This window comes from Streptomyces sp. SDT5-1, assembly GCF_052245995.1.
Classification (GTDB): Bacteria; Actinomycetota; Actinomycetes; order Streptomycetales; family Streptomycetaceae; genus Streptomyces.
Genome location: NZ_CM125963.1, coordinates 1,365,689 through 1,389,788 on the forward strand (window position 1 = coordinate 1,365,689; position 24,100 = coordinate 1,389,788).

26 protein-coding genes and 1 pseudogene are annotated in these 24,100 nt (G+C 72.0%); 20 read left to right on the forward strand and 7 right to left on the reverse strand.

Annotated elements, in window-relative coordinates; genetic code table 11:
* Positions 1 to 38: 38 nt before the first annotated feature.
* On the reverse strand, positions 39 to 1,169 hold the full coding sequence (locus tag ACTWJ8_RS06465; protein ID WP_443263248.1) for an LLM class flavin-dependent oxidoreductase: 1,131 nt from the start codon (positions 1,167 to 1,169) through the stop codon (positions 39 to 41).
* A 149-nt stretch (positions 1,170 to 1,318) separates the two neighbouring features.
* On the opposite strand from ACTWJ8_RS06465, the gene ACTWJ8_RS06470 reads away from it, so the two are divergent.
* The 4 genes from ACTWJ8_RS06470 (at position 1,319) to ACTWJ8_RS06485 (ending at position 3,439) form a co-directional block, all read left to right on the forward strand.
* Complete coding sequence (locus ACTWJ8_RS06470; protein ID WP_443263249.1) at positions 1,319 to 1,861, forward strand: FABP family protein; 543 nt, start codon at positions 1,319 to 1,321, stop codon at positions 1,859 to 1,861.
* Between the two features lie 25 nt (positions 1,862 to 1,886).
* Positions 1,887 to 2,489: a PadR family transcriptional regulator gene (locus ACTWJ8_RS06475; RefSeq protein ID WP_443263250.1), complete on the forward strand. Its 603-nt coding sequence runs from the start codon at positions 1,887 to 1,889 to the stop codon at positions 2,487 to 2,489.
* 78 nt (positions 2,490 to 2,567) lie between these two features.
* Positions 2,568 to 2,693, forward strand: a complete 126-nt coding sequence (locus ACTWJ8_RS06480; RefSeq protein ID WP_356389620.1) for a hypothetical protein — start codon at positions 2,568 to 2,570, stop codon at positions 2,691 to 2,693.
* A 62-nt stretch (positions 2,694 to 2,755) separates the two neighbouring features.
* A complete protein-coding gene (locus ACTWJ8_RS06485) occupies positions 2,756 to 3,439 on the forward strand; it encodes a glycerophosphodiester phosphodiesterase (protein ID WP_443263251.1) in 684 nt (227 codons plus the stop codon).
* Positions 3,440 to 3,471: 32 nt separating this feature from the next.
* Here ACTWJ8_RS06485 and ACTWJ8_RS06490 read toward each other — a convergent pair whose 3' ends face one another.
* Positions 3,472 to 4,008 carry a GNAT family N-acetyltransferase gene (locus ACTWJ8_RS06490; protein WP_443263252.1) on the reverse strand — a complete coding sequence of 179 codons (537 nt, stop codon included), beginning with the start codon at positions 4,006 to 4,008 and terminating at the stop codon, positions 3,472 to 3,474.
* Between the two features lie 77 nt (positions 4,009 to 4,085).
* Between ACTWJ8_RS06490 and ACTWJ8_RS06495 the strand changes: the two genes are divergently transcribed.
* The 6 genes from ACTWJ8_RS06495 to ACTWJ8_RS06520 all read left to right on the forward strand — a co-directional run bounded on the left by ACTWJ8_RS06495 (position 4,086) and on the right by ACTWJ8_RS06520 (position 10,046).
* Positions 4,086 to 4,478 carry a VOC family protein gene (locus ACTWJ8_RS06495; protein WP_356389626.1) on the forward strand — a complete coding sequence of 131 codons (393 nt, stop codon included), beginning with the start codon at positions 4,086 to 4,088 and terminating at the stop codon, positions 4,476 to 4,478.
* Between the two features lie 249 nt (positions 4,479 to 4,727).
* Positions 4,728 to 6,158 (forward strand): NAD(P)/FAD-dependent oxidoreductase, encoded by a 1,431-nt coding sequence (locus ACTWJ8_RS06500; RefSeq protein WP_443263253.1) that lies wholly within the window; start codon positions 4,728 to 4,730, stop codon positions 6,156 to 6,158.
* A 323-nt stretch (positions 6,159 to 6,481) separates the two neighbouring features.
* The gene (locus tag ACTWJ8_RS06505; protein WP_356389630.1) at positions 6,482 to 6,787 is read left to right on the forward strand and encodes a type VII secretion target; all 306 of its coding nucleotides are present in this window, start codon (positions 6,482 to 6,484) and stop codon (positions 6,785 to 6,787) included.
* Complete coding sequence (locus tag ACTWJ8_RS06510) at positions 6,784 to 8,064, forward strand: putative T7SS-secreted protein (protein WP_443263254.1); 1,281 nt, start codon at positions 6,784 to 6,786, stop codon at positions 8,062 to 8,064. Before ACTWJ8_RS06505 ends, ACTWJ8_RS06510 begins: the two co-directional genes overlap by 4 nt.
* A gap of 103 nt (positions 8,065 to 8,167) precedes the next feature.
* Entirely contained in the window at positions 8,168 to 8,734 is a 567-nt protein-coding gene (locus ACTWJ8_RS06515; RefSeq protein ID WP_356389635.1) for a hypothetical protein, read from the forward strand.
* Positions 8,735 to 8,834: 100 nt separating this feature from the next.
* Entirely contained in the window at positions 8,835 to 10,046 is a 1,212-nt protein-coding gene (locus tag ACTWJ8_RS06520; RefSeq protein ID WP_443263255.1) for a hypothetical protein, read from the forward strand.
* 78 nt (positions 10,047 to 10,124) lie between these two features.
* Here ACTWJ8_RS06520 and ACTWJ8_RS06525 read toward each other — a convergent pair whose 3' ends face one another.
* Entirely contained in the window at positions 10,125 to 11,528 is a 1,404-nt protein-coding gene (locus tag ACTWJ8_RS06525) for an MFS transporter (RefSeq protein ID WP_356389639.1), read from the reverse strand.
* A 452-nt stretch (positions 11,529 to 11,980) separates the two neighbouring features.
* On the opposite strand from ACTWJ8_RS06525, the gene ACTWJ8_RS06530 reads away from it, so the two are divergent.
* The 7 genes from ACTWJ8_RS06530 (at position 11,981) to ACTWJ8_RS06560 (ending at position 18,698) form a co-directional block, all read left to right on the forward strand.
* Positions 11,981 to 13,096, forward strand: a complete 1,116-nt coding sequence (locus ACTWJ8_RS06530; RefSeq protein WP_443263256.1) for a Gfo/Idh/MocA family protein — start codon at positions 11,981 to 11,983, stop codon at positions 13,094 to 13,096.
* Positions 13,093 to 14,058, forward strand: a complete 966-nt coding sequence (locus ACTWJ8_RS06535) for a PmoA family protein (protein WP_443263257.1) — start codon at positions 13,093 to 13,095, stop codon at positions 14,056 to 14,058. The genes ACTWJ8_RS06530 and ACTWJ8_RS06535 overlap by 4 nt, the downstream gene beginning before the upstream one ends.
* Entirely contained in the window at positions 14,052 to 14,792 is a 741-nt protein-coding gene (locus ACTWJ8_RS06540; protein ID WP_443263258.1) for a cupin, read from the forward strand. The genes ACTWJ8_RS06535 and ACTWJ8_RS06540 overlap by 7 nt, the downstream gene beginning before the upstream one ends.
* 144 nt (positions 14,793 to 14,936) lie before the next feature.
* Positions 14,937 to 16,226, forward strand: coding sequence for an ABC transporter substrate-binding protein (locus ACTWJ8_RS06545; RefSeq protein ID WP_443263259.1), 1,290 nt, complete (start codon positions 14,937 to 14,939; stop codon positions 16,224 to 16,226).
* Positions 16,223 to 17,182 (forward strand): carbohydrate ABC transporter permease, encoded by a 960-nt coding sequence (locus ACTWJ8_RS06550; protein ID WP_443263260.1) that lies wholly within the window; start codon positions 16,223 to 16,225, stop codon positions 17,180 to 17,182. Before ACTWJ8_RS06545 ends, ACTWJ8_RS06550 begins: the two co-directional genes overlap by 4 nt.
* The gene (locus ACTWJ8_RS06555; RefSeq protein ID WP_443263261.1) at positions 17,179 to 18,048 is read left to right on the forward strand and encodes a carbohydrate ABC transporter permease; all 870 of its coding nucleotides are present in this window, start codon (positions 17,179 to 17,181) and stop codon (positions 18,046 to 18,048) included. The genes ACTWJ8_RS06550 and ACTWJ8_RS06555 overlap by 4 nt, the downstream gene beginning before the upstream one ends.
* Positions 18,045 to 18,698, forward strand: coding sequence for a hypothetical protein (locus ACTWJ8_RS06560; RefSeq protein WP_356383828.1), 654 nt, complete (start codon positions 18,045 to 18,047; stop codon positions 18,696 to 18,698). The genes ACTWJ8_RS06555 and ACTWJ8_RS06560 overlap by 4 nt, the downstream gene beginning before the upstream one ends.
* Here ACTWJ8_RS06560 and ACTWJ8_RS06565 read toward each other — a convergent pair.
* Together ACTWJ8_RS06565 and ACTWJ8_RS06570 are read right to left on the reverse strand one after the other, a co-directional pair.
* A complete protein-coding gene (locus tag ACTWJ8_RS06565) occupies positions 18,634 to 19,170 on the reverse strand; it encodes a MarR family winged helix-turn-helix transcriptional regulator (protein WP_356383825.1) in 537 nt (178 codons plus the stop codon). The genes ACTWJ8_RS06560 and ACTWJ8_RS06565 overlap by 65 nt on opposite strands.
* 56 nt (positions 19,171 to 19,226) lie before the next feature.
* Entirely contained in the window at positions 19,227 to 20,900 is a 1,674-nt protein-coding gene (locus tag ACTWJ8_RS06570; protein ID WP_443263262.1) for an FUSC family protein, read from the reverse strand.
* Between the two features lie 166 nt (positions 20,901 to 21,066).
* Between ACTWJ8_RS06570 and ACTWJ8_RS06575 the strand changes: the two genes are divergently transcribed.
* On the forward strand, positions 21,067 to 21,621 hold the full coding sequence (locus ACTWJ8_RS06575) for a DUF5134 domain-containing protein (protein WP_356383895.1): 555 nt from the start codon (positions 21,067 to 21,069) through the stop codon (positions 21,619 to 21,621).
* 21 nt (positions 21,622 to 21,642) lie between these two features.
* Here the strand turns inward: ACTWJ8_RS06575 and ACTWJ8_RS06580 are convergent, their stop codons facing one another.
* Positions 21,643 to 21,822 (reverse strand): hypothetical protein, encoded by a 180-nt coding sequence (locus ACTWJ8_RS06580; RefSeq protein ID WP_356383819.1) that lies wholly within the window; start codon positions 21,820 to 21,822, stop codon positions 21,643 to 21,645.
* Positions 21,823 to 21,992: 170 nt separating this feature from the next.
* On the opposite strand from ACTWJ8_RS06580, the gene ACTWJ8_RS06585 reads away from it, so the two are divergent.
* Positions 21,993 to 22,928, forward strand: coding sequence for a M56 family metallopeptidase (locus tag ACTWJ8_RS06585; RefSeq protein ID WP_356383816.1), 936 nt, complete (start codon positions 21,993 to 21,995; stop codon positions 22,926 to 22,928).
* Here the strand turns inward: ACTWJ8_RS06585 and ACTWJ8_RS06590 are convergent.
* A pseudogene (locus ACTWJ8_RS06590) lies at positions 22,925 to 23,299 on the reverse strand (signal peptidase I). The gene ACTWJ8_RS06585 and the pseudogene ACTWJ8_RS06590 sit on opposite strands and share 4 nt — an antisense overlap.
* Positions 23,300 to 23,394: 95 nt before the next feature.
* Between ACTWJ8_RS06590 and ACTWJ8_RS06595 the strand changes: the two are divergent.
* Positions 23,395 to 24,075 carry a phosphatase PAP2 family protein gene (locus ACTWJ8_RS06595; protein WP_443263264.1) on the forward strand — a complete coding sequence of 227 codons (681 nt, stop codon included), beginning with the start codon at positions 23,395 to 23,397 and terminating at the stop codon, positions 24,073 to 24,075.
* Positions 24,076 to 24,100: the final 25 nt, after the last annotated feature.

Genomic DNA, 24,100 nt, shown 5'->3' on the forward strand with positions numbered 1-24,100 from the left:
TGCGGGGTGACGGACGGATCCCTGCCCAGCGGCGGGCGTCACGCACCGCCCTCGCCGCGGAAGTGCGGAATCACCTTCTCGCCCCACTGCCGCAGCGTCTCCATGCACGCCTCCTGCGGCACGGTGCCCATCTGGATCAGGCACATGATCTCGTCGGCGCCCGCGTCACGGAGGCGTTCGACGTAGGCGATGGCGTCGTCGGCGGTGCCGTACGCGTGGTCGGCGTTGAACGTGGCCGTCGCGGTGGGCCGGACGGGGATGTGGTGCTCGTGGAGGCGGGCGACGACCTGTTCGGCGGCCCTGCGCATCTCCTCCGCCTCGTCCGCGCCCTCCACGACCGCCTCGTCGGGGATGCCGGCGCCGCCGTACCAGTGGCCGATGGACTGCGCGAAGAAGCGCTGGCCGCGGATGCCGATGCCGCGGGCCGTCTCCCGGTCGTCGAGCACGATGGTCGGACACAGCACCGAGAAGTGGTCGTTGACGACCGAGGAGACGTACCGCTCGGCCGTGCGGCCCGCGATCGCCGCGTCGTACGCGGTGCGCATCTCGGCGATGGCCTCCGGGCCGGCGAACCCCATCACCAGCGCGCCGACGCCGAGTTCGGCGGCCTGCCGGAGCGTCTCCGTGCGGCTGCACGCGAGGAAGAGCGGTGGGTGCGGGGTCTGCGCGGGGCGCGGCAGGATCGGGTGCGGGTCGATGTCGAGGAGCGGCCCGTGGTGCTCCAGCTCGTCCTTCTCCCACGCCTTCCCGATGATCCGCAGCGCCTCCTCCACCTCCTGCGTGGTCCGCTCCTTGTCGACGCCGCACAGCGAGGTCTCCTGCGTCGTGCCGCCGCGCCCGGCCCCGAGGTCGAGCCGCCCGCCCGACAACAGGTCGAGCATCGCGGCGCGCTCGGCCACGCGCGCGGGGTGGTTGAAGTTGAACGGCATGCACACCACGCCGTGCCCCACGCGGATGCGGGAGGTGCGCGCCGCGACCCACGTCAGGAAGATCTCCGGCGCCGACATGTGCGCGTACCACTTCAGGGAGTGGTGCTCGACCGCCCAGATCCGGTCGAAGCCCATCTCCTCGGCGAGCACGGCCTGTTCGACGCTGTCCCGCAGCAGCTGGTGCTCGCGTTCGACGGTGGGATCGGCGAGCTGGGCCTCGAAGACGACACTGAACTTCACGGTTCCCTCCCGGGGGCCTGACTGGGCTGTGCTGGGCTGGGGCCATATGACTAATAGCTATATGACGGTCCGTCAGAGAAGGGAAGGGGCACGACCGCCGAAGCACGCTCTACGCTTCCCCGGTAACCCCCTAGCCCCAGGAGCCACCCGTGTTCGACCCCGCGCCCGCGCCCTCGTACCCGTACGCCGGGACCCCCGAGCCGCACCCGCTTCTCACGCCCGTCGTCGGCCTGCTCGGCAGCTGGCACGGGCGGGGTCGTGGCGAGTACCCGACCCTGGACAGCGACTTCACGTACGCGCAGGAGGTCTGCTTCAGCCACGACGGGCGGCCCTTCCTGCGGTACGAGGCGCGGGCCTGGATCACCGACGGCGAGGACGGGCCCGTGCGGCCCGCCGCGCGGGAGAGCGGCTGGTGGCGGATCCAGCCGGAGGGGCGCGTGGAGGCGTTGATCACGCAGCCGACCGGCATCGCGGAGGTCATGGTCGGGCAGGTCGTCGACGGCACGGTCGAGCTCGCCACGCACTCCGTCGGGCTCACCCCTACCGCGAAGCAGGTCGACGCGACGGGCCGCACGTACACGCTCGGCGACGACGGCACGCTCACGTTCACGCACGACCTCGCGGCCGTCGGGCAGCCACTCCAGCACCACCTCTCGGCCCGGCTGCGGCGCGGCGGGGGCTTGCGCGCGTGACCGCCCCTGGCTTCAATGCGGAGCCATGCCGACCCCTCAGCCGCCGCCGACCGCCTGGGCCGTCCTCGGGCTGCTGTCGTTCCCGCCCGGCGAGCGGACCGGGTACGAGCTGAAGAAGTGGGCCGACGCCTCGCTCCGCTTCTTCTACGGCTCCCCCGCGTTCAGCCAGATCTACGCGGAGCTGCGCAGGCTGGAGCGGCTCGGCTACGCCACCTCACGGCGCTCGGGCCCGGAGGAGCCGCGCACCAAACGCACGTACGCCATCACGCGCGCGGGCCGCGACGCGCTCGCCGCGTGGGCGGCCGACGAGCAGGACCCGGCGGCTGTGTCGCTGCGGCACCCGGTGCTGCTGCGCGTGTGGCTCGGGCATCTCGCCGAGCCGGAGCGGCTGCGCACGCTCGTCGAGGCGCACGTGGCGCGCACCGAGGGCGAGTTGAAGGAGGTGCGGGACGCGCTCGCGCGGGCCGACGGCGTGGAGGCGTGGGCGCACCCGCAGATCGCGCTGCGCTGGAGCGAGCGGCATCTGGTGGCCGAAGTCGAGCTGGCGCGGGGCATGTTGGCCGATCTGGACGCGCTGCCGGACTCATCCGGAGTCAACGCGGAGGGGGACGCGCCCACCACCGGGTGAGCGGACTCGCGCGCCGGGTGACCGTCCCGGTAGGACGGGGCGGTCCCGCTGCCCGTACCGTCCGGAGGCGCATTCGCCGTGAGTACCCGTGCCGTTCTCGTCGCCGCCCTGATCACCGGATTGATCCTCGGTGTCGTGGGCACCAGAACCCTGGACTCCGGTCCTTCCCGCAGGCACGGTTCCCTCGTGCAGACGGCCCGTTAGTGTACGAGTCCTGTCGCGTCCCGCGCGGCAGCCGAGCCGCAGTCGACGGAAGCGAGACGACCTTGAACTTCCTCACCATCGGGCATCGCGGAGCCATGGGTCTCGAACCCGAGAACACCCTGCGGTCCTTCGTCGCCGCCGAGCGCGCGGGGCTCGACATCATCGAGCTCGACCTGCACCTGAGCAAGGACGGCGCGCTCGTCGTCATGCACGACGCGGACGTCGACAGGACCACGGACGGCCACGGACCGATCGCCGAGAAGACCCTCGCGGAGATCCGCGGCCTCGACGCCGGACGCGGCGAGCGCGTGCCGGTGTTCGAGGAGGTGCTCGACGCGGTGCAGTCGCCGCTCCAGGCGGAGATCAAGGACACGGCGGCGGCGCGGGCGCTCGCGGACGTGATGCTGCGCCGCGATCTGGTGCACCGGGTCGAGGTGATCTCGTTCCACGCCGAGGCGATCACCGAGATCGCGCGGCTCGTGCCCGGGGTGCGCACGGCGCTCGTCGCGAGCCGCTACGGCACAGCGGTCGTGGAGCGGGCCGTCGCGGCGGGCGCGACGACGCTGGTCCTGAACATCCGGCGGCTCACCCAGGAGATCGTCGAGCACGCCCGCAAGGCCGATCTGCGGATCATCGGCTGGGTCGTGAACACGCAGGACGACCTGCGGCTCGTCCGCGCGCTCGGGCTCGACGGCGCGACCACGGACTACCCGGAGATCAAGCGCACCGGCCGCTTCACGGCGTGACGGGCCGCGTGACCACGTGACGGGCCGCGTGGCTAGTCGTCGAGCGGCTTGACGAGCAGTTCGAACTTCAGGTCGTCGCGCTGCGGGATGCCGAAGCGCTCGTCGCCGTACGGGAAGGGGCTGAACCGGCCCGTACGGCGGTAGCCGCGCCGCTCGTACCAGGCGATCAGCTCCTCGCGGGCGTCGATCACCGTCATGTGCATCTCGGTGACGCCCCATGTCTCGCGGGCCCTGCGCTCGGCCTCCGCGATGATCGTCTTGCCGAGTCCGGCGCCCTGGAGGGCGGGGCTGACGGCGAACATGCCGAAGTAGGCGTGCTCGCCGCGGTGCTCCAGCTGGCAGCAGGCGACGACCGCGCCGTCCCGCTCCACCGTGAGCAGCCGGCTGTCCGGCGCCTCGATGACCTCCAGTACGCCCCGCGGGTCGGTCCGCTGCCCCTCCAGGATGTCCGCCTCCGTGGTCCATCCCGCCCGGCTGGCATCGCCGCGGTAGGCGGACTCGATCAGCGCGACGAGCACATCGACGTCCTCGGGCGTGGCATCGCGGAAGACGAGGTCAACGGTGGTCATGGTCGGCTCTCCGGATTCGTCGGCGGCGGGTGTGGGGCGCCGTCGAGGTTAACGCGGTCGCACTACGCTGCGTCGGCATGGTTCACGTACTGAGCAGCAGGGTCCTGATCCGGCCGACCGATCCCGAGCGGTCGCGGGCGTTCTACGGGGAGGCGCTCGGCCTCGCGGTGTACCGGGAGTTCGGCACCGGGCCAGAGCGGGGCACCGTGTACTTCCTGGGCGGTGGGTTCCTGGAGGTCGCGGGACGGGCCGCCGAGCCTCCGGTGCCGGGGCTCAAGCTGTGGATGCAGGTGGCGGACGTGCGCGCGGCCCACGCGGAGCTGGTCGAGCGGGGCGTCACCGTGACGCGGGAGCCGGTGCAGGAGCCGTGGGGCCTCGTCGAAATGTGGATCCAGGATCCGGACGGGCACGAGATCGTGCTCGTGGAGGTCCCGGAGGAGCATCCGATCCGGTACCGGCCGGGCATCTGAGGCGCGTCCGGCCGCCCGCGCGGAGTCCCGTCTCGCCCGAACGGCCCAGTCCGGAGGGCGTCCCGTACGGGGACGGTCGGTGCGCGGGGGCGCGGGTGGCGCGCGCCACGGGGTTCGCGAACGGCGTGCGGGGAGCGGCCCGCGGACGGAGGATGGCGGGAGTTCGGGATTCGGGCGTGCCGAATCCGGATACGCAGGGATCACGACGCCTCACCGATCCCCCGCAGCCCACCCCAGGAGAGATCCCACATGGCCACGCCGCGGAACACCAGCGCCTCCCGTAAGTCGTCCGTCCCCCGGATCCTGATCATCGGCGCGGGATTCGCCGGGATGGAGTGCGCGCACAAGCTGGAGAAGGAGCTGAAGCCCGGAGAGGCGGTGCTGCGGCTCATCAGCCCCACCGCGCACCAGCTGTATCTGCCGCTGCTGCCGCAGGTGGCCTCCGGTGTGCTCACCCCGCAGTCCGTGGCGGTGCCGCTGCGCCGGATGCTGCGCCGTACGGCGATCGTGCCGGGCGGCGCGATCGGCATCGACCCGCAGGCCAAGGCCGTCGTCGTACGGAAGATAAACGGCGAGGTCAGCGTCGAGCGCTACGACTACCTGGTGCTCACGCCGGGCAGCGTGACCCGGCAGTTCGACATCCCGGGCCTCGACAAGTACGCGGTCGGCGTGAAGACGCTCGCCGAGGCGGCGTGGATCCGCGACCACGTGATCACGCAGCTGGACCTGGCGGCGGCCAGCTCCGACCCGGCGGAGCGCGCGGCGCGCCTCCAGTTCGTGGTGGTCGGCGGCGGCTACGCGGGCACGGAGACGGCGGCGTATCTCCAGCGCCTGACGACCGCCGCGGTCAAGCGCTATCCGGGGCTCGACCCGCGGCTCATCAAGTGGCACCTGGTCGACGTGGCGCCCAAGCTCATGCCGGAGCTGGGCGAGCGGCTCGGCGACAAGGCCATGGACATCCTGGAGCAGCGCGGCCTGCACGTCTCGCTCGGCGTCTCGGTGGCCAGCGTCACCGAGGACACAGTGACGCTCACGGACGGCCGCGAGCTGCCCTGCCACACACTCATCTGGACGGCCGGTGTCGCGCCGAGCCCGCTCGTGGCGACCCTCGGCGCGGAGACGAACCGGGGCCGGCTCGTGGTCACGCCCGAGCTGACCGTGCCGGGGCTCGACGGCGTGTTCGCGCTCGGCGACGCGGCGGCCGTGCCGGACATCGTCAAGGGCGGCGACGCCACGTGCCCGCCGACGGCGCAGCACGCCATGCGGCAGGGCTGGGCGGCGGCCCGCAACGTCCTCGCCTCCGTGCGCGGCACCCCCCTCACGCCGTACCGCCACAAGGACCTCGGCCTCGTCGTCGACCTGGGCGGCATCCAGGCGGTGTCGAAGCCGCTCGGCATCCAGCTGACCGGCCTGCCGGCGCAGGTCGTGGCCCGCGGCTACCACCTCGGCGCGCTGCGCACGCTGACCGCCCGGTTCCGCACGGCGGCCAACTGGGGCCTGAACGCGGTGGCGGGCGACGACTTCGTCCGCACCGGCTTCCAACGCCACCGCCCCGCGACCCTCCGCGACTTCGAGATGACCGACGCGTACCTCTCCCCCGAGGAACTCCAGTCGGTGGTGGCTTCACAGGTCGACGGCCGGTCGATGACGCCGGAGAAGCCGCACCTTCCGATCACCTGACTCCGCTGGGTCGCACGCCCCCCGTTGTCTTCTGGGCAGCCCCGATCTCGGAGCTGCCCAGCTTTCTGCTCCGAAACCTTGAGCAACTCACCCTCGGTGTCGAGGAGTTGCTGACGCACTCCACCCTTTCGAGTGTCGATACCTGAGCCAGAGGCAGCCATCAGGGCCAAGCCGGGGTTCACGCGACCGGCACACCCTCCACATCTCTCCCTCTGACCTGGGCAGTTGACGGCCCGACAACGTTCAATCGGGAGCCCCAAGATCACGTAGACTCCCCGCTCGCCCGGTTCCGGGTGATCACGAAATTGGCATGGGGGAGATCGATGACGGGGTATTCCGTCGAGCCAGAAGTGCTGCGTTCCGCAGCCAAGAAGATCCGCGACGCGGTGGGCGAAGCGGACAAGGTCCATCTCGACAAAATCGCCGAGGACACACCCGACTTCGGCCATTCCGACGCCGAGTTGGCATTCGACGCACTGATGGCCACGTGGCACCAGGCGTTGACCAAGACGCTCAAGGACGAGGGTGAGGAATCGGCCGACAAACTGGCCGACACCGCGCTCGACTACGAGCGCCAGGAGCAGCTCGTCCACGGATCGTTCGCGACTCAGCCGGGACCGGTCCTGTGACGGCCAAACTGGGCGAGACCAGCGACCCGAAGGAACTCATCCCCGGTGAGCCGTCCCAGCTGCGCGCGAGCGTCGACCAACTGACCAAGAAGGCCGGCATGATTGAGGCCATCGGCGACGACCTGCACTCCGTGCGCACACCGGGATGGAACGGCGACGCGAGCGACGCGTTCTGGGACGACTTCTCGCCGCAGAAGAGCAAGTGGTACCGCGGCGCCGACTCGTTGCGGAAGGCCTCTGCCGCGCTCAAGGACTACGCCGGCGTACTCGAGTGGGGGCAGGAGCAGGCCGCGGAGGCCGTGGACCAGTACGACGCCGGTGACGAGAGCGGCGCCGAATCCAGGCTCGAAGAGGCGCGCAGTCAGGTCGAGTCGGCAGGCGACACGGCGAAGAAGAGCTTCGAGAAGGTCGGCGGTTCGGACTCCGCCGCTCCCACCTGGCTGTACTGGGCGTCGCAGGACGCGCAGTCCCAGGCCGGGGAGTCCGCGCTGTCGTTCTGGGAGTCGAAGCAGTTCGACCACAATCCATGGCGGCTGCCCGGCCAAGCCGAGCCTCCCCAGGGCGAGGAGGACAAGAGGGGCAAGTACTACAGGGGCTGGGGCGAGAACCAGGACCAGCAGGCCACCGAAGAACGGCGCGACAAGGCCCTCGGGCTCAGCGCGGACCTCGGGTCGGTCTCCGGCGACGCGAAGGTGTGGGGCGCGGAGGCCTCGGGACACGGCAGCGCGCTCGGCGGAGACGTGTCCGGACGGGCCAGCTTCGACACACTCGGCGTGGAAGGCAGCGCCGGGGCCGGGATCGAGGACAGCAGGCTTCAGGCTCAGGCGTCCGCGAAGGCGTACTTGGCGCAGGGTTCGGCCGAGGGCAAGTACGAGGCCGGCGTGTTCGAAACGTCCGGCAAGGCCACGGGGTTCGTCGGCGGCGAGGCGAACGCCGCCGTGTCCGTCGGCAAGGACGGCGCCCACGCCGGTGGCGAGGCATTCGCCGGGGCCAAAGCGACGGCGGAGGGACATGCCTCCGTCGCCGGTGTCGGCGTCGGTGGCAGCGCCGAGGGCTGGGCGGGCATCGGGGCCGAGGCGCACGCCGACGCCGGCATGAAGGACGGCAAGCTGGTCATCGGGGCCGACGTCGGCGCGGCGCTCGGCGTCGGCGGGCATCTCGGCGGACAGGTCGAGATCGATCCGGGCAAGGTGGCCGACACCCTGGGAGACGCCGGGAGTGCCGCCAAGGACTGGACCACGGACAAGGTCGACGCAATCACCTCCGTCTTCGGATGAGTCGCCGATGCGTGTCCGTTCTCCGACGTCGGCACCGGCTTCGGCCATCACCCACGCGAACTGCTACGAATTGTGCACGCGCACGTCAAGGAGTTGATTCACCATGCCGGAGACCCTTCCGGTACCGCTGACCTGTGAGGTCCCGCCGGGCTGGCAGTCGGCCCCGCCCGAGGAGGTCGGGGCTCCGCACGCCGCGTTCGTGGCCCTCCACCTCGCCTCGCGGGGCTCGGGCTTCATCCCGAACATCACGATCTCGGGCCGTCCCCGCGAAGCCGCCGTCGACCTGCACGAGCTCGCCGACGAGTCGCTGCAGCGGCTGCGGGACACGGTGGGCCCCGTCGAGCTCGTCAAGCGCACCGACGTGGGACCTGGGTTCGCGCAGGGGCTCGCGGGCGCGGCCGCCGTCGTACAGAACGTGCGGGTCTACGCGCAGCAGAACGGCCATCCCGTGCAGCTGTGCCAGAGCCAGGTCCTGCTGCTCGTCGAGGACGTTCACCGGCCGGACCGCTATGCCGAGTTCGAGATCGCGCTGACGGCGCGGGCCGACCAACTGGACGAGGTCCTGGACGACTTCCAGGACTTCCTCCACACCGTGCGCCCGGTGGATCCCGCGGCGGAGTCAGGAAACGAGGCCGGCGGGGCACCGGCGCCGGGCGAAGAGGAGGCATGACGCAGTGGAAGGCATCTTGGCCATCCTGGCCGTCATCGCAGTCTATGTGGCCTGCCTCGTCGTGTCCTCACTGTGGCAACGGTGGCGACGTAACAGGGAGTTGGGCAAGTTCGCGGAGCTGACCTCGCGACTGGGTTGGCAGCACGTCAAGGAGCCCTCGAACGGCGAAGCCGACCGGTTCCTGGGCGACGCGCCCTTTCCGGTCGGCTCCCGCAGGGGGGTGTCCTTTTCGGACTACTGCTACGGCCCCTACCGCGGGCGCGACGCTGCGGCGGTCGAGGGGCGTGTCATCTCCACCTCCATGCCCCACGGCGACATGGGCGACGGTTCCAGCGACGACAGCAGCAGCTCGACGTACGCCGTGTGGTCGGTCCAACTCCCGCACTCCGTCGGCGCGTTCATGGTGCAACGCACCGGGGTGCTGCGGCGGAAGTTCGGGGCGGGCGACGACGCGCTCATCGGGAACCCGGAGTTCGACGAGCGGTTCACCGTGCGGACACTGCAGCCGTCTGTCGCCGCAGCCGCGCTGAACGGGCCGCTCGCCGAGTTCCTGCTCAACGACCCTCGGGCCGCGAAGTACCCGCTGCGGTTCACCGACACGGACCTGATCAGCTGGGACAAGGACGAGCAGTCGCCGAAGGAGATCGAGCCGGCCCTTGAGTTCCTGAGCGATGTCGCCGATCTCGTGGCCGCTCTGCAGCCTGTCGGTGGCGGGCAGTCGGATCAGCAGGCCGGCGTCGGTGCCACGGGGCCCTCGTGGGGCCCGGACGGTACTGGTGGCGCACCGGTCACGGGTGGCAGCACCGCGGCCGCAGGCGGCGACGCGGCCGCCACCGAGGAGCTGATCTCTCTGGTGCAGCAGCAGCTCACGTACTCCGGTGCGCCGTACCGGATCGAGCCGATGCAGTCGTGGTTCGACATCGTGCCGGATCTGGCGGACCCCCGCTGGCAGGGGTGCGACGAGGTGCGGGTGTGGCGCGTGACGCCGGGCGCGGACAAGCGCAGGATCAAGGTCTCCTACGACAGTCACTCGCTCGGCCCCGACGGCAGCATGGGCCCCAGGACCTCGAGCGGATACCCCAATTGGAAGGCCTTCGAGCGCGCGACGAACGCCGGAGCCACGGCGCTGGACCCGAGCCCGCACAACAAGGACTTCGGCATCGCCGTCGTCGCGCAGGTCGGCGCCAAGGCGGGGTGGCGGGGGCCGCGCAACGACGACTGGGTCGGGTACATCCTGTTCGGCGTCATCGCCGTGGCCGTGCTCGGCGCGATCGCGGCAGGTCTTGCCGTGCTGACGGGCGCGGCGCACTGACGGACCGAAGCTCGACAAAAGGCTCGGCCGGGGTTTCCCGGCCGAGCCTTTCGCGTAGCGGCGGTTGATACCACCGCCTCACCTCCCCGCCGCCCGCACCTCCTCGTACGCCTCACGCGACAGCGGCTCTGCATCCCGGGCACCGAGCCGATCCAGCGGAATCCGGTACGTCTCCGGGGACTTCCACGTCGCGATCGACGCGATCACCGTGATGGCGAGGCAGAGCGTGCCGATGGTGAGGGGCACGTTCGAGGAGCCGGGCGGGGCCACCATCGTGAAGACCGTCGGCAGGAAGGCGACGATCGCCAGGCCGATGTTCTGCGCCAGCGCGAACCCGGTGACGCGCCGCGCCGCGGGGAACAGCTCCTGGAAGAAGCAGGCGAACGTCGCGTTCCACGACTGGTAGGCGACACCCCAGGAGAGGACCGCGAGGAGGAACGTCAGCGGCACGTTGTTCGCGCCGACCGCCCACAGGTACGGGTAGCAGAGCAGCCCCGCCACCAGACCGCCGCCGATCATGATCGGGCGACGCCCGAAGCGGTCGGAGAGGTGGCCGAAGACCGGGACGACGAACATGCCGGCGACGTTCGCGGCGATCTGGATCCACAGATAGACGCTGGTGCTCATGCCGACGCCGTAGCCGGACTGCGTCGCGTAGGCGCCGCCGAAGACCGAGACCGTGACGCCGATGACGTTGACCAGCGTCATGCATACGGCACGCAGGATCTCCCGCCAGTTCTCCCTGAACGCCTCGACGAGCGGCACCTTGCGCGCCTCGGGTCCGGTCTCCTGCTGCTCCTCGAAGGCCTTCGTCTCCTCCACGCGCCGCCTGATCAGGAACCCGGCGAGCACGACGACCGCACTGAGCAGGAACGGTATGCGCCAGCCCCAGGACTTGAAGGCCTCGTCGGACAGCAGCATGGACATCGGCAGGAAGATCGCCGCGCCGAGGATCTGACCCGCGACGGTGCCGTGCAGCGCGAAGCTCGCGAGGAAGCCGCGCCTGCCGTGCGGCGCGTGCTCGATGATCATCGCGCTGGCGCCGCTCAGTTCGCCCGCGACGGCGAAGCCCTGCACGAGGCGGACGAGCGTGAGGAGGATCGGGGCGATGATCCCCACCTGCCCGTACGTGGGCAGCAGCGCCACCACGAACGTGGAGACGCCCATCAGGAGCATGGCGAGGACCAGGACGTTCTTGCGGCCCTTCTTGTCTCCCCAGTGGCCGAGCACCGCGGCGCCGATGGGGCGCGCGACGTAGCCGACGGCGTACGTGCCCAGGGAGGCGAGCACGGCGATGGTCGCGTTGCCCTCGGGGAAGAAGATCCCCGGGAAGACGAGGGCCGCGGCCTGGGCATAGATGAACCAGTCGTAGTACTCGAGGGCACTGCCGACCCAGCCGCTTGCCGCGGCCTTTCTCGACATCGTCCGCCCGGCGGCGGTCGCCTCCGCGGTACGCGACTCCTTCGACGCGGTCACGCTCATGGCTCTCCTAGGTGTGATCCGGCCACCGCAGCGAGTAGAAAGCGCTTGCATAACAGACGGCCGCAGCCGTTATTGAAACGCTCCATTAATTGCGGCTCGCCCGCGGCGGCGACGCCGCCCTGCGCGGGTCCGTGACGCCCGCGCCCGACGGTGGCAGACGGCCGCTCCCGACGACCGCGACCCGCAGGCGAGGTCCATACGAACCCGATACGGACGCGCCTGTCAATGGATTCCGGAGGCTTTCCCGTTGGATGGACCCCGGGCAGGCTTCACTCACTGAGTCGTTTCAATACGGTGCCCCGGGCACCTGTCGACGGCGCGCGCCCCGGGCCACCGCCCGGGGCGCCGCCACCGCGAGCCCTCGGACCCCTTGTCCCGAACCGCGCCGCCCGCTTAGGGTCGTTCACAACGGAAAGCGCTTTCCCCCCATCAGCTCTCCGCGAGGAACCCGCATGCCAAGCCCCGCACGTCCGGGATCCCGTCTGCCTGCCGCCGTCGTCGGCACGGGCGCGATCGTCACCGGCAGCCATCTGCCCGCCCTCACCGCCCTGCGCGAGCGCGTCGAGCTCGTCGCCGCCGTCGACGTGGACCAGGACCGCCTCGACGGATTCCGCGCCCAGGCCGCCGACGCCGGCTTCGCGGACGTCTCCGTGCACACCGACCTGACCGCGATGCTGGAGGAGGCGCGGCCCGACCTCGTCCTCATCGGCACCCCGCCGGTCTTCCACCGCGAGCAGACCGTCGCGGCGCTCAAGGCCGGCGCCTGGGTGCTGTGCGAGAAGCCGCTCACCCTGTCCCTCGCGGAGTACGACGAGATCGCCGCGGCGGAAGAGGCCAGTGGGGCGTACGCGTCCGTGGTCTTCCAGCACCGCTACGGCTCCGGCGCCGTGCACGCCCGCGAACTGCTCGCGGAGGGGACGCTCGGCCGCCCGCTCGTCGCCCACTGCCAGACGACGTGGTACCGCGACGCCGCCTACTACGAGGTCCCGTGGCGCGGCCGGTGGGCCAGCGAGGGCGGCGGCCCGGTGATGGGGCACGGCATCCACCAGTACGACCTGATGCTGCACCTGCTCGGCGAGTGGACGGAGATCCGGGCGATGGCGGCCCGGCTCGTGCACGACACGGAGAGCGAGGACGTGTCGACCGCGCTCGTCCGGTTCGAGAGCGGCGCGCTCGCCACGGTCGTCAACTCCGTGCTGTCGCCCGACGAGACGAGCCGCATCCGCATCGACTGCGAGCGGGCCACGGTCGAGCTGACGCACTTGTACGGGCACGCCAACGACGACTGGCGCTACACCCCCGCGCCGGGCGCCGAGCCGCCGCCCGCGCCCGCCGCCGACGTACCCAGCTCGCACACCGCGCAGCTGACCGCGCTGCTCGACGCGTACGACGCCGGCACCCGCCCGCCCGGCAGCGGCCGGAGCGCGCGCAGCACGCTGGAGTTCGCCGCCGCGCTCTACAAGTCGGCGTTCACCGGCGCCACGGTCACGGCCGGCGAGATCGGCCCCGGCGACCCGTTCTACGCCGCCATGCACGGAAACCACCCGGATTGGAGCCCGAAGCAGTGAGCAGCGCCCCGACCTCGCTGAAGGTCACGCACACGCACGGCGACCGCATCGTGGTGAACGCCGCCGGCACCGACCTCTTCTCCTACGTCTACAAGCCCGACCCGGACGCCTTTGAAGCGCGGAAGCCGTACGTGCATCCGCTGCGGACCCTCGCCGGGAACCTCGTCTCGGGCTACCGGCCCAACGACCACCGCTGGCACAAGGGCCTCCAGATGACGGCCAGCCACCTGTCGGGGCAGAACTTCTGGGGTGGCAACTGCTATGTGCACGGCGAGGGTTATCTGCCGCTGCCCGACCGGATCGGCTCGATGCGGCACGAGGGCTTCGACGCGGTCGACGCGTCGGACGACGAGCTGTCCTTCGCCGAGCGCCTCACGTGGATCGAGAACGGGGGCGCCGAATGGGCCCGCGAGCGACGCGGGGTGCGGGTGCACGGGGTGGACCCGGAGTCCGGCTCGTACGCCGTCGACTGGTCGATCGAGCTGACGAACACCCGCGAGGACGGCGAGGAGCTGCGCTTCGGTTCGCCGACCACGGCGGGCCGCGAGATGGCCGGGTACACGGGCCTCCAGTGGCGCGGGCCGCGGGACTTCACCGGTGGGACGGTCTTCGGTCCCGAGGAGTCGCCGGACGCGAGCGGGTCCGTGGCGACGTACGACGCGCCGGGCGCGCTGATGGGCACGCAGGGGCCGTGGCTGGCGTTCACCGCCGAGCACGACGACGTGGACGCCCATTCGACCCTGGTGTTCGCGCACGCTCCCGAGAACGCGGACGCCGTCCACGAGTCGCACTGGTTCGTGCGCGCGGAGCCGATCCCGACGGTCGCGTTCTCCTGGGCGTTCTTCGAGGAGTTCGCGCTGGCGGCGGGCGAGACGTTCCGCTACCGGTACCGGATCGTGGTCGCAGACGGCGCCTGGGACAAGGAGCGGGTCACCACGCGCCTGAAGGAGCTGCCGTGGTGAGCCTGGACAGGCCGCTGCCCGGCGGCGTCGGCCTGTCGCACATCTCGGCGTACGACTGGGAGGCGGCGGACGGCGTCTGCGGCGGCAGCCCGCATCTGCACCTCGTGTGCACGGAGGCGTACGTGGTGACGGGCGGGCGCGGCGCCGTGCAGACCCTGAGCCCGGACGGCTACCGGGACACACCGCTCGAGGCCGGTTCGCTGGCGTGGTTCGAGCCGGGGACGGTGCACCGCATGGTGCAGGGCGAGGATCTGCGGATCACCGTCCTGATGCAGAACAGCGGGCTGCCGGAGGCCGGGGACGCGGTGTTCACGTTCCCGCCGGAGTATCTGGCCGACCCGGAGAAGTACGCGGCCGCGGCGGCGCTTCCCGGTCCGGCGGGCCCGGAGGCGGAGGCCGCCGCGCGGCGTCGCAGGGATCTCGCGGTGGAGGGGTATCTGCCGCTGCGCGAGGCCCTCGCGGCGGGCGACGCGGAGCCGCTGCGGGCGTTCCAGCGGGCGGCGGCGGAGCTGGTCAGGCCGCGCGTCGCCGCGTGGCGCGAGCTGTGGCGCACGGGCGCGCTGGCCGCGGCCGAGCGCACCGGAACGCAGCTCGACGCCCTGGAGAAGGGCGACGCCGACGGCTATCTGGCCGCCTCGACCGCCCACACCGCCACGCCCACCCGCCACGGCGGGTTCGGCATGTGCGGCCGCCGTGAGGAGTACGGCATCGAGGGCGCGACGCTGCCCCGGTAGCACACAGCCCGGCCCGTCCGGCCTCCCGCGGGGACTCGGGTGGCCGGACGGGCCGACCAGCCATGGCCTTCCGTCCGCGCCGGTCTCCTGGACGACGGGATCGCGTCGGACGACGACATCACCGCACGGAGGAGTGACTTCGGCATGCCCAGAAACAGGACGACGAGGTCCTGGGCCGGCGCCCTAGCCCTCGCACTCGGCGCGCTCACCCTGGCCACGGGGTGCGGCGGCGACAGCAGCGCCGCGGGAAGCGGCGGGAAGACCGTGCTGCGCTACACCTGGTGGGGCAATCCCGACCGGGCCGAACGCACCGACAAGGCCGTGAAGTTGTTCGAGAAGAAGCACCCCGGCGTCCGGGTGCAGACGTCGTTCGCCGGCTTCGACTCGTACAAGCAGAAGCTCGCCACGCAGGCCGCGGGTGGTGACGCGCCGGACGTGATGCAGCTCGACTACCGGCAGATCGACCAGTACGCGCGGGGTGGGGTGCTGCTCGATCTCGACAAGCAGCGGCGGCAGTTGGACACCTCGGACATGGACAAGGAGCTGCTGCGCACCGGCAGGGTCGACGACACCTTGTACGCGATTCCGCAGGGTCGTGGTGCCATGACGCTCGTCTACGACGCGCGCCTGTGGCGCAAGGCGGGCATCAAGGCGCCTCGGCCCGGCTGGAGTTGGAGCGAGTGGGCGGACGCGGTGCGCACCGTCGCGCAGCGCACCGGCAAGGCGGGCGCCACCGATCCGGGCCAGAGCGAGGACGCCTTCGAGGTGTGGCTGCGCGGGCGCGGCAAGGCGCTCTACACGAAGGACGGCGCCCCCGGTTTCACGGCCGGCGACCTGGCGGCGTACTGGACGTTCACCGACAGGCTGCGACGGGCGGGCGCGGTCTCCACCGCCGAGCAGACGACGCAACTCGACGGCACCGTGGAGAACACCCCGCTGGGCCGCGGCACCGCCGCGTCCGACATCAACTGGGACGCCCCGGCGAGCGGTTACGAGCCGATGCTCGGTGACGACGTGCGGCTCGCCCCGATGCCCGCGGGCGAGGACGGCACGCCGGGCCAGTACTTCAAGCCGTCGATGTTCGTCGGCGCCGCAGCGGACACGGCGCACCCCGACGAGGCCGCCGAGCTGATCGACTTCCTGGTGAACGACCCGGAGGCGGCGAAGATCCTCGGCGCCAACCGCGGACTGCCGGTCAACGACACGCTGCGCGCGGAGTTGGAGCCGAAGCTCACCGGCTTCGACCGCACGATCGCCGACTACCAGGACTCGATCAAGCACGCGGTCTCCGCTCCGCCGCAGGCGCCGCCTGCCGGTGACATCTCGCTGCAGACCACCTTCCAGCGCGATTACGACCAGGTCTCCTACGGACACCTGAGCCCCCGTGAGGCCGCCGAGGACTACCTCACCGAACTGAAGGCGGAGCTGCGATGAGCACGTTGACGACCGGGCCGAAGCAGGACGGGGCCACCGCGGTCGGCGCGCCCGCGAAGCCCCCTGCCCGCCGAAAGCGCCGCGGCGAGGGCGCGGCGTGGGTGTTCCTCTCCCCCTGGGTGCTGGGTGCGAGCGTCCTGACGGCCGCCCCGATGCTGATCTCCCTGTATCTGTCGTTCACCGACTACGACATGTTCACGTCGCCGCACTGGGTGGGCTTCTCCAATTACGTCCAGATGTTCACCGAGGACCCGCGCTACTGGCGTTCGGTCGGTGCGACGCTGCTGTACGTCGTGATCGCGGTGCCGCTGCAACTCGCGCTCGCCCTGGGCGTCGCGCTCGCGCTGAAGTCGATGAAGCGCGGCAGGGGCTTCTACCGCTCGGCTTTCTACGCCCCGTCACTGCTCGGCGCGTCCATGTCGATCGCGCTGGTCTGGCGGGCGATCTTCAACGACGGCGGACCCGTCTCGCATCTCTTCGGAGGCGGCGGCTGGGTCAACCAGCCGGGCTGGTCGCTGCTGACCGTCGCGCTCCTGACGGTCTGGCAGTTCGGCGCGCCCATGGTGATCTTCCTCGCGGGCCTTCAGCAGATCCCGGCCGAGCTGTACGAGGCGGCGGCCGTGGACGGCGCGAAGCCGCTCCGGCAGTTCTGGTCGATCACCGTGCCGATGCTGTCCCCCGTCCTCTTCTTCAACCTGGTCCTCCAGACGATCCAGGCCTTCCAGGTCTTCACCCCGGCGTTCGCGATCAGCGGCGGCAGAGGTGGCCCCGCCGACTCGACGCTCTTCTACACGCTGTACCTCTACGACCGCGGGTTCACGGCCTCCCACATGGGCTACGCCTCCGCGATGGCCTGGGTGCTGCTGATCGCCATCGGCGGTGTCACCGCGATCCTCTTCAAGACCTCGCGCAACTGGGTCTTCTACTCCAACGAGCCCGAGGGAGCCGCCCGATGAGCGCCACCACGGTCCCCACGTCCTCGAGCGGGCGCCGGCCCTGGCGCCGGATCGCCCTGCACGTCGGCTGTCTCGCCGCGCTCGCCGTGATGCTGTACCCGCTGGCGTGGCTGCTCGCGACGTCGTTCAAGCCGGCGTCCGAGGTGATCGCCAGCCTCAAGCTGCTCCCGTCCCACCTGGAGTGGTCGAACTACTCGACGGCCCTGGACGGCATCGAGGGCGTCTCGGTGGGCCGGCTGCTCACGAACTCCCTGCTGATCGCGGGCGGCGCGGTCCTGGGCAACGTACTGAGCTGCTCACTCGCCGCGTACGCGTTCGCGCGCCTCAGGTTCCGGATGCGCGGCCCGCTGTTCGCGTTCATGATCGCGACGATCATGCTGCCGCACCACGCGGTGCTGATCCCGCAGTACATCGTGTTCAACCAGCTGGGCATGGTGAACACCTACTGGCCGCTGATCCTCCCGAAGTTCCTGGCCACGGAGGCGTTCTTCGTCTTCCTGATCGTGCAGTTCATGCGCGGCCTGCCGCGGGAGCTGGAGGAGGCCGCGACGATCGACGGTGCGGGCCCGTACCGCACGTTCTTCTCCGTGATCCTGCCGCTCACCCGCCCGGCGCTGATCACCACGGCGATCTTCACCTTCATCTGGACGTGGAACGACTTCTTCACGCAGCTCATCTACCTGTCCACACCGGACAAGTTCACGCTGACGCTGGCGCTGCGCTCGTTCGTGGACGCGTCCAGCCAGTCGTCGTTCGGGCCGATGTTCGCGATGTCGGTGCTCGCGCTGCTGCCGATCGTGCTGTTCTTCTTCGCCTTCCAGCGGTTCCTCGTGGAGGGCATGGCCAGTTCGGGGGTCAAGGGATGAGCGTGCGCCGACAGCCGGGCGAGGTGTTCGGCACACGGGTGTCGCTGTTCGCGGACGTACTGAGCATCGGCCTTGTCACGGCGCTCGTCTCGCTGCCGCTGGTGACGGCGCCCGCGGCGCTCTCCACGGCGTGCGCGGTGCTGCGCGGCGCCGCCGAGCACCGGCCGAGCACGGCGGGGCGCTATGTCGCGGTGCTGCGCGCCCGCTTCCGTGCGGGGGACGTGGGGGCCGGTGCCGCTCTGCTGCTGGCGCTCGGCCTCGTGGCGGCGGACGCGGCGCTCGCGGCGGCGGGCCTGCCGGGGGCGGCGGTGTTCGCGGGGGCGGCGGGACTGCTCGCGGCGGGCGCGCTCGTGGTGGGGCTGCGGGCGTGCGGCCGCGAGGAGTCGGTGAAGGACTGGCGGGCAGCGGTGCGCGCCGCCGCCCGCGACGCGGCCCTCGATCTGCCCGGCAGCGCGCTGGTGCTGCTCGCGGTGGCGACCTGCGCGCTGTGCGCGTGGATGCTGCTGCCTTTGGCGTTCCTGGTGCCGGGGCCGCTGGCGCTCGCGCTGGTGGCGGTGGCGGGCCGGGCTCAGGGACCGGTGCGGCTCAGTGCGGGCCGCCTCCCAGTCGCCCTTCCAGCTGGAGGAGCAACTCACCCAGAAGGGAGCTGAGTTGTTGGTCCTTGCCGTCGCCGAGGCCCGAAAGGATGGAGCCCTCGTACGCGAGTTGACTCGGCAGCAGCTCGTCGACGAGGGCGCGGCCCTCGTCGGTGAGGCTGAGGTGCGAGACGCGGCGGTCGCGGGTGTCGCCGCGGCGGTCGATCAGGCCGCGCTCCTGGAGCTGCTTGAGGCGCTTGGTGACGGCGGCGCCCGAGGCGAAGGTCTCGCGGGCGAGGTCGCCGGGCGTGAGCTCGCGCCCGGTCCTGCGCAACGTGCCGAGCAGGTCGAACTCGGCCCTGCTCAGGCCCGCGTGCCGCAGCGGCGCGTCCTCGGCCTGCTGGAGCAGGGCCGCGCACCGGTTGATGCGGCCGATGATCTCCATGGGACCGGTGTCGATGTCGGGTCGTACGGCGTGCCACTGCCGTACGACCGACGAGACGATGTCGAGCGGCCCCGTTGCCGCCGCGCCTTGCTGCGTGCTCATGCCTGCCTGACCGGACCTTCCTCATCGGCCGAACGTTGTGCGTCCGCCACTATCCGCTACCGCGGGGCGCCCGCACCACTCGGGGATCCCGCCTCCGCGTCGGCCGCCTGCCGGCGGACCGTGGCCGCGAGCGTCCGGTGTCCCGACTGCTCGGCGGCGAGCACCCGCTCCTCGGGCAGCGCCCGCTGCCACCATTCGCCCGCGGCGGTGTCGGCGGCGGCGCGCAGGTCGACGAGGGCGGCGGCGAGACGGCGCCGGGCGGTCTCCAGCGCGGCGTGCCCGGGGGCCGGCTCGGCGAGGGTGCGCTCGGCGGTCTCGCGGGCGGCCTCGCTCGCGGTGAGGGCCTGCTCGATGCCGTCGGTGGCGCGCCGGTTGGTGACGGCGATGGCCGCGACGACGCCGAGCACGGCTCCGACGAGGGTGTCGACGACCCGGTCGCCGATCAGCTCGCCGGGCTCCTGGTAGCGGGCGAACTCGGTGACCAGGAGGGCCATCGGCGTCACGCACAGGCTGCCGAGCCAGTAGTTGCGGGTGATGAGCGCCTCGGCGCCGAACGCGCAGACCAGGACGCACAGGACGAGCGCGGCCTTGCTGGTGTGGGCGAGCGGGACGACGGCGGCGAAGACGAGGACGCCCGCGATGTTGCCGACGACGCGCTGGACGCCGCGCTTCCAGGACAGCGCCAGGTTGGCCTGGTAGATCGAGGCGGCGGTGACAAGGGCCCAGTAGGGGCGGCCGACGCCGAGGGCCATCGAGGCGTATCCGGCGAGGGCGCAGCCGACGAACGTGCGCACGGCGATGGGCAGCAGCGGCGAGCCGGGGCCGATCCGCCGCCACAGCGAGGGCCTGCCGCCCGCCAGCTCTGCCTCGATGCCGAGCAGCTCGTCGTCCATCCCTGCGATCCGCGCGGGCCGCGGCACCGCTCCGGCTCCGCGCAGTCCGTCCGCCCAGGAGCGCAGCTGCCCGGCGTCGGTGTCGGAGGGGGCGGCGATGGCGACCTCGGCGCGCAGCACGAGCCGCTCAAGGGAGCGCCGCGCCTCGGTGCGCGCCCCCGTGGCGAGCAGCGACTGCCACGCGGCGTGCACGGCGGCGGCAGCGGCGCCGCGGGCGGGCGCGTGCTCGGGCCGCTCGACGTACGCGGCGGCGGCGTGCAGGGCGCGTGCGGTGGCGCGCCGCTCGGGGCCGTGCGGGCGTACGAGGGCGGGGGCCATGCCGACGAGCCAGGAGACGGCGCCTGCGGCGAGCATCAGCGCGAGGTGGCCGGGTGCCTGTTCGATCCGCTGCGGCGCGAACAGGGTCGCGGAGCTGATGAACGTGAAGATCAGGTTTCCGGGCGGGCCGATCCGGGTCGCGTCGCAGAGCGCCTTCTGCACGGCGGCGAGCAGCGCGCCGACGGCGACGAGGACGGCCGTGGAGGACGTGAGCGAGGCGGTGACCATGGCGATCGCGACGCCCGCGAACATGCCGGCGACCACGCCCGCGAGGGCGCGGGCACGGGCCGAGTACGGGAGGTTGTGCCCGAACAGGGCGCACAGGCTGCCCGCCATCGTGTACATGGCGAGGTCGAGGCGGCCGAGCGCGAGCAGCGTCAGGTTGGGTATCGCGGAGGCGACGACCACGCTGGTCGCGGGCTTGATCCAGACGTCGGACGGCTTGTTGAGGCGCAGCACTCCGGCGAGCGGGAGGCGGTGGACGGTGCGGGGGCGAGATGTCGGTGGTGTGCTGCTCATAAGAAAACTTTAGCAGGTGTTTTACCCGTAAAGCTTTCCCGCGCACTGCACCGTGATCGGTTCCACACCGCGCCCACGCGACCGCCCGTGCTCCCCTGCGCCGCCATACGCCCCCGTCCGCCGGGGCATCTCCTGGACGTAAGGAGACGACGACATGGGGGACCCGGTGCACGGACCGCTCTCGGCCGCCTGGCTGCTGGTCGCGCTGTGCGCGGCGACCGGCGCGTACTGCCTGCTGCGGATGCGCAGCACCGTCGAGGAGCAGCGCCGCACGGCGGGCGGCGAGGCCCTGATGGGATTCGGGATGGCGCTGATGGCCGTGCCGGCCGCGGTGCTCACTCCCCCGCACTGGGCGTGGCTGCTGTACGCGGCGGTGTTCGGCGGCGCCGCGCTGCGCGCGCTGTGGGCCGCCCGGGGCGGCGCCCACCACCTGCACCACCTCGTCGGCACGTTCGCGATGGCATACATGGCGGTGGCCATGGCCGTCCGCCCCGAGGCACACGCGCATCATGGCGGCGCGGGCGCCCCGGTACTCACGGGCGCCCTGCTCCTCTACTTCGCCGTGTACGTCCTGTGGTCGGGCGCGCGTCTGGTTCCGGCCGCGACCGCCCCCGCCGGGGCGCCGGTGGCCGCACCGGGCTGGGGCGACCGGCCGGAGCTCGCGCGCGCCTGCCGCCTCTCCATGGGGATCGGGATGCTGGCGATGCTGCTCACGATGTAGCGCGCCGGGCGCGGCGCCCCACTACGGGAACAGCACGATCCCCGCCGCGATCACCACCACCACGGCGATGATCAGCAGAATCGTCGCCAGCGTCCCGCGGTGCTTGACCCGCTTTCTCGGTCCGCCGCCGCGCGGCCGGTCCTCGGGCATCCGGGAGCCGGGCGAGCGCTGGTAGAAGTCGGTGTCTCCTGGGTCGGTCATGGTCGTCACTCCCTCCTCCTGCGCCACCCGACGGGTTCCCTCGACGGCCGGAGCCAACCACCCGCGCGGCGATCGGCCCACCCGTGCGGCGATCAACGAAACCGTGGCGTGCGTCACTTGCCGCGCGAGCCCATACCCGTGGGTAGCCCCGGCCTCATAGGGTGACGGCCATGACGGTCCCCGTAGCACTGTTGCTGCTCGGCGCCCTGGCCGCTCTGGTGGCGCCGCGACTGCTGGCGCGCGCGGACTGGACGGAGCGGGAACCGATCGTCGCGCTGTGGGCGTGGCAGTGCGTGGTCGCCGGTGTCCTGCTGTGCTGTGTGCTCGCGATGACGCTGAGCGCGGCGGCGGCCTGGAGCGAGGTGCGCGGCCAACTCTTCGCGGCGGCGCCGCACGGGGTGGTGGACGCGTACGCGCTGCGCGCCGCCGGAGGCTGGGCGGCGACGCTCGCCGTGACGCTCGCCCTGGGCGGCGCGTGGACGGTGGCGATGCTCGTCCGCGAGGTACTCGCGTCCCGGGCGAGGCGCCGCGCGCGCCGGTCCGAACTCCTGGAGCGGGCGCCGCTGTTGCCGGGCGAGGAGCCGGGCCCCGACCGCCTCGTGATCCTGGAGGGCAGGCGCCCCGACGCCTGGTGGCTGCCGGGGCCGACGCCGCAACTGGTGCTCACCACGGCCGCGTTGCAGCGGTTGAAGGGCCGTCAGCTGGACGCGGTGCTCGCGCACGAGACGGGCCACGCGCGCTGGCGGCACGACTGGCTGCTGCACTGCTCGGGCGCGCTCGCCGCCGGTTTCCCGCAGGTCCCGGTCTTCGCCTCGTTCCGGAACGAGATGCACCGCCTGGTGGAGCTCGCGGCGGACGACGTCGCCTCGCGCCGCTTCGGCCGCATGAGCATCGCGCTGGCCCTCGTGGAACTCAACGAGGAGCGTGGTGTGTTCGACCCGTGCACGCCGTTGCAGGCCCACGTGCCGCAGCGGGTGCACCGGCTGCTCGCGCCGCAGTCCCGCCTGACACCGGGGCATCGGCTGCGCCTGACCGCCGCCGCGGCCCTGGTCCCGCTCGTCCCGCTCCTGGTCACCTTCGTCCCGGCGCTCCGCGCGCTCGGCTAGACCTCGTCGGGCGCCACCTTGTAGCCGGCCACGGAGGGCCAGCGGACCGTCAGTACGACGGACTCCTCCTCGGCGTACCAGGAGTGGTCGACGCCCTTGCCCCACACGACGTAGTCGCCCTGCCGGGCCAGGAGCACGCTGCGGCCCGGCAGTTCCACGCGGAAGCGGCCGCTGATGAGGACGAGGAGGGCGGTGCGTTCCTTGCCGGTCACCTACCGGGCCCGCTCGTCGCCCGCCGGGTGGACGCCCCACTTGATCTCCACGTCCGCGCTGTGCCGGGGATCGCCGGCGTCCTTGAAGTGCCCGAGCAACCACCCCCGGTCCAGCGCCGCGTCCTGCCCCGCATTGCCCACGTAGACGCTGTCGTTCATGGCCCGGAAGCTAACACCCGCTCGGGGACTTCCGCGCGCCACGCCGCCGGTTCCGGGATGGCCCCGGCGGTGCCCGATGCGCGAGGATCTTCTCCATGCACCCGGCACGGCTCGACTCCCCGCCCCGCCGCCCCCGACCCGCGCTCGCGCTCTGCACGGCCCTGGCCGTCCCGTCCGTTCTGCTGCTCGTCCTGGTGGCGGTGCGCTGGAGCCCGCTGATGGGCCTCGACCGCGACATCGCCCGCTCCCTGCACGGCCGGGCCGTCGCCGACCCCGGGATCACCCGGGTCAACCGGGTCCTGACCGACTGGGTGTGGGACCCGTGGACGATGCGGCTGCTGTGCGCGGTGGTCGTGCTGGCCCTCGTGTGGCGGCTCCGTGACTGGCTGCTCGCGGGCTGGGTGGCGGGCACCTGTCTGGTGGGCACGCTGCTGCAGCAGGGCCTGAAGGCGGCCGTCGACCGGCCGCGCCCGGTGTGGCGGGACCCGGTGGACTCCGCGCACTACGCGGCGTTCCCCTCGGGCCACGCGATGACGGCGGCCGTGGTGTGCGGGCTCGTCCTGTGGCTGCTGCGGCGGTACGGGGCCGGGCGCGCGCTGTGGCGGACGGCGCTCGCGCTCGCCGTGGTGTCGGTGCTCGGCGTCGGCCTGACCCGGCTGTGGCTGGGCGTGCACTGGCCGACGGACGTGCTGGGCGGCTGGCTGCTCGGTGCGCTGACGGTGACGCCGGCCGTGGCGGCGTACGACCGCTGGGTGGCGCCGAACGCGCGCGCTTGACCGGCGTGTTCGGGGCGCCGGAGGA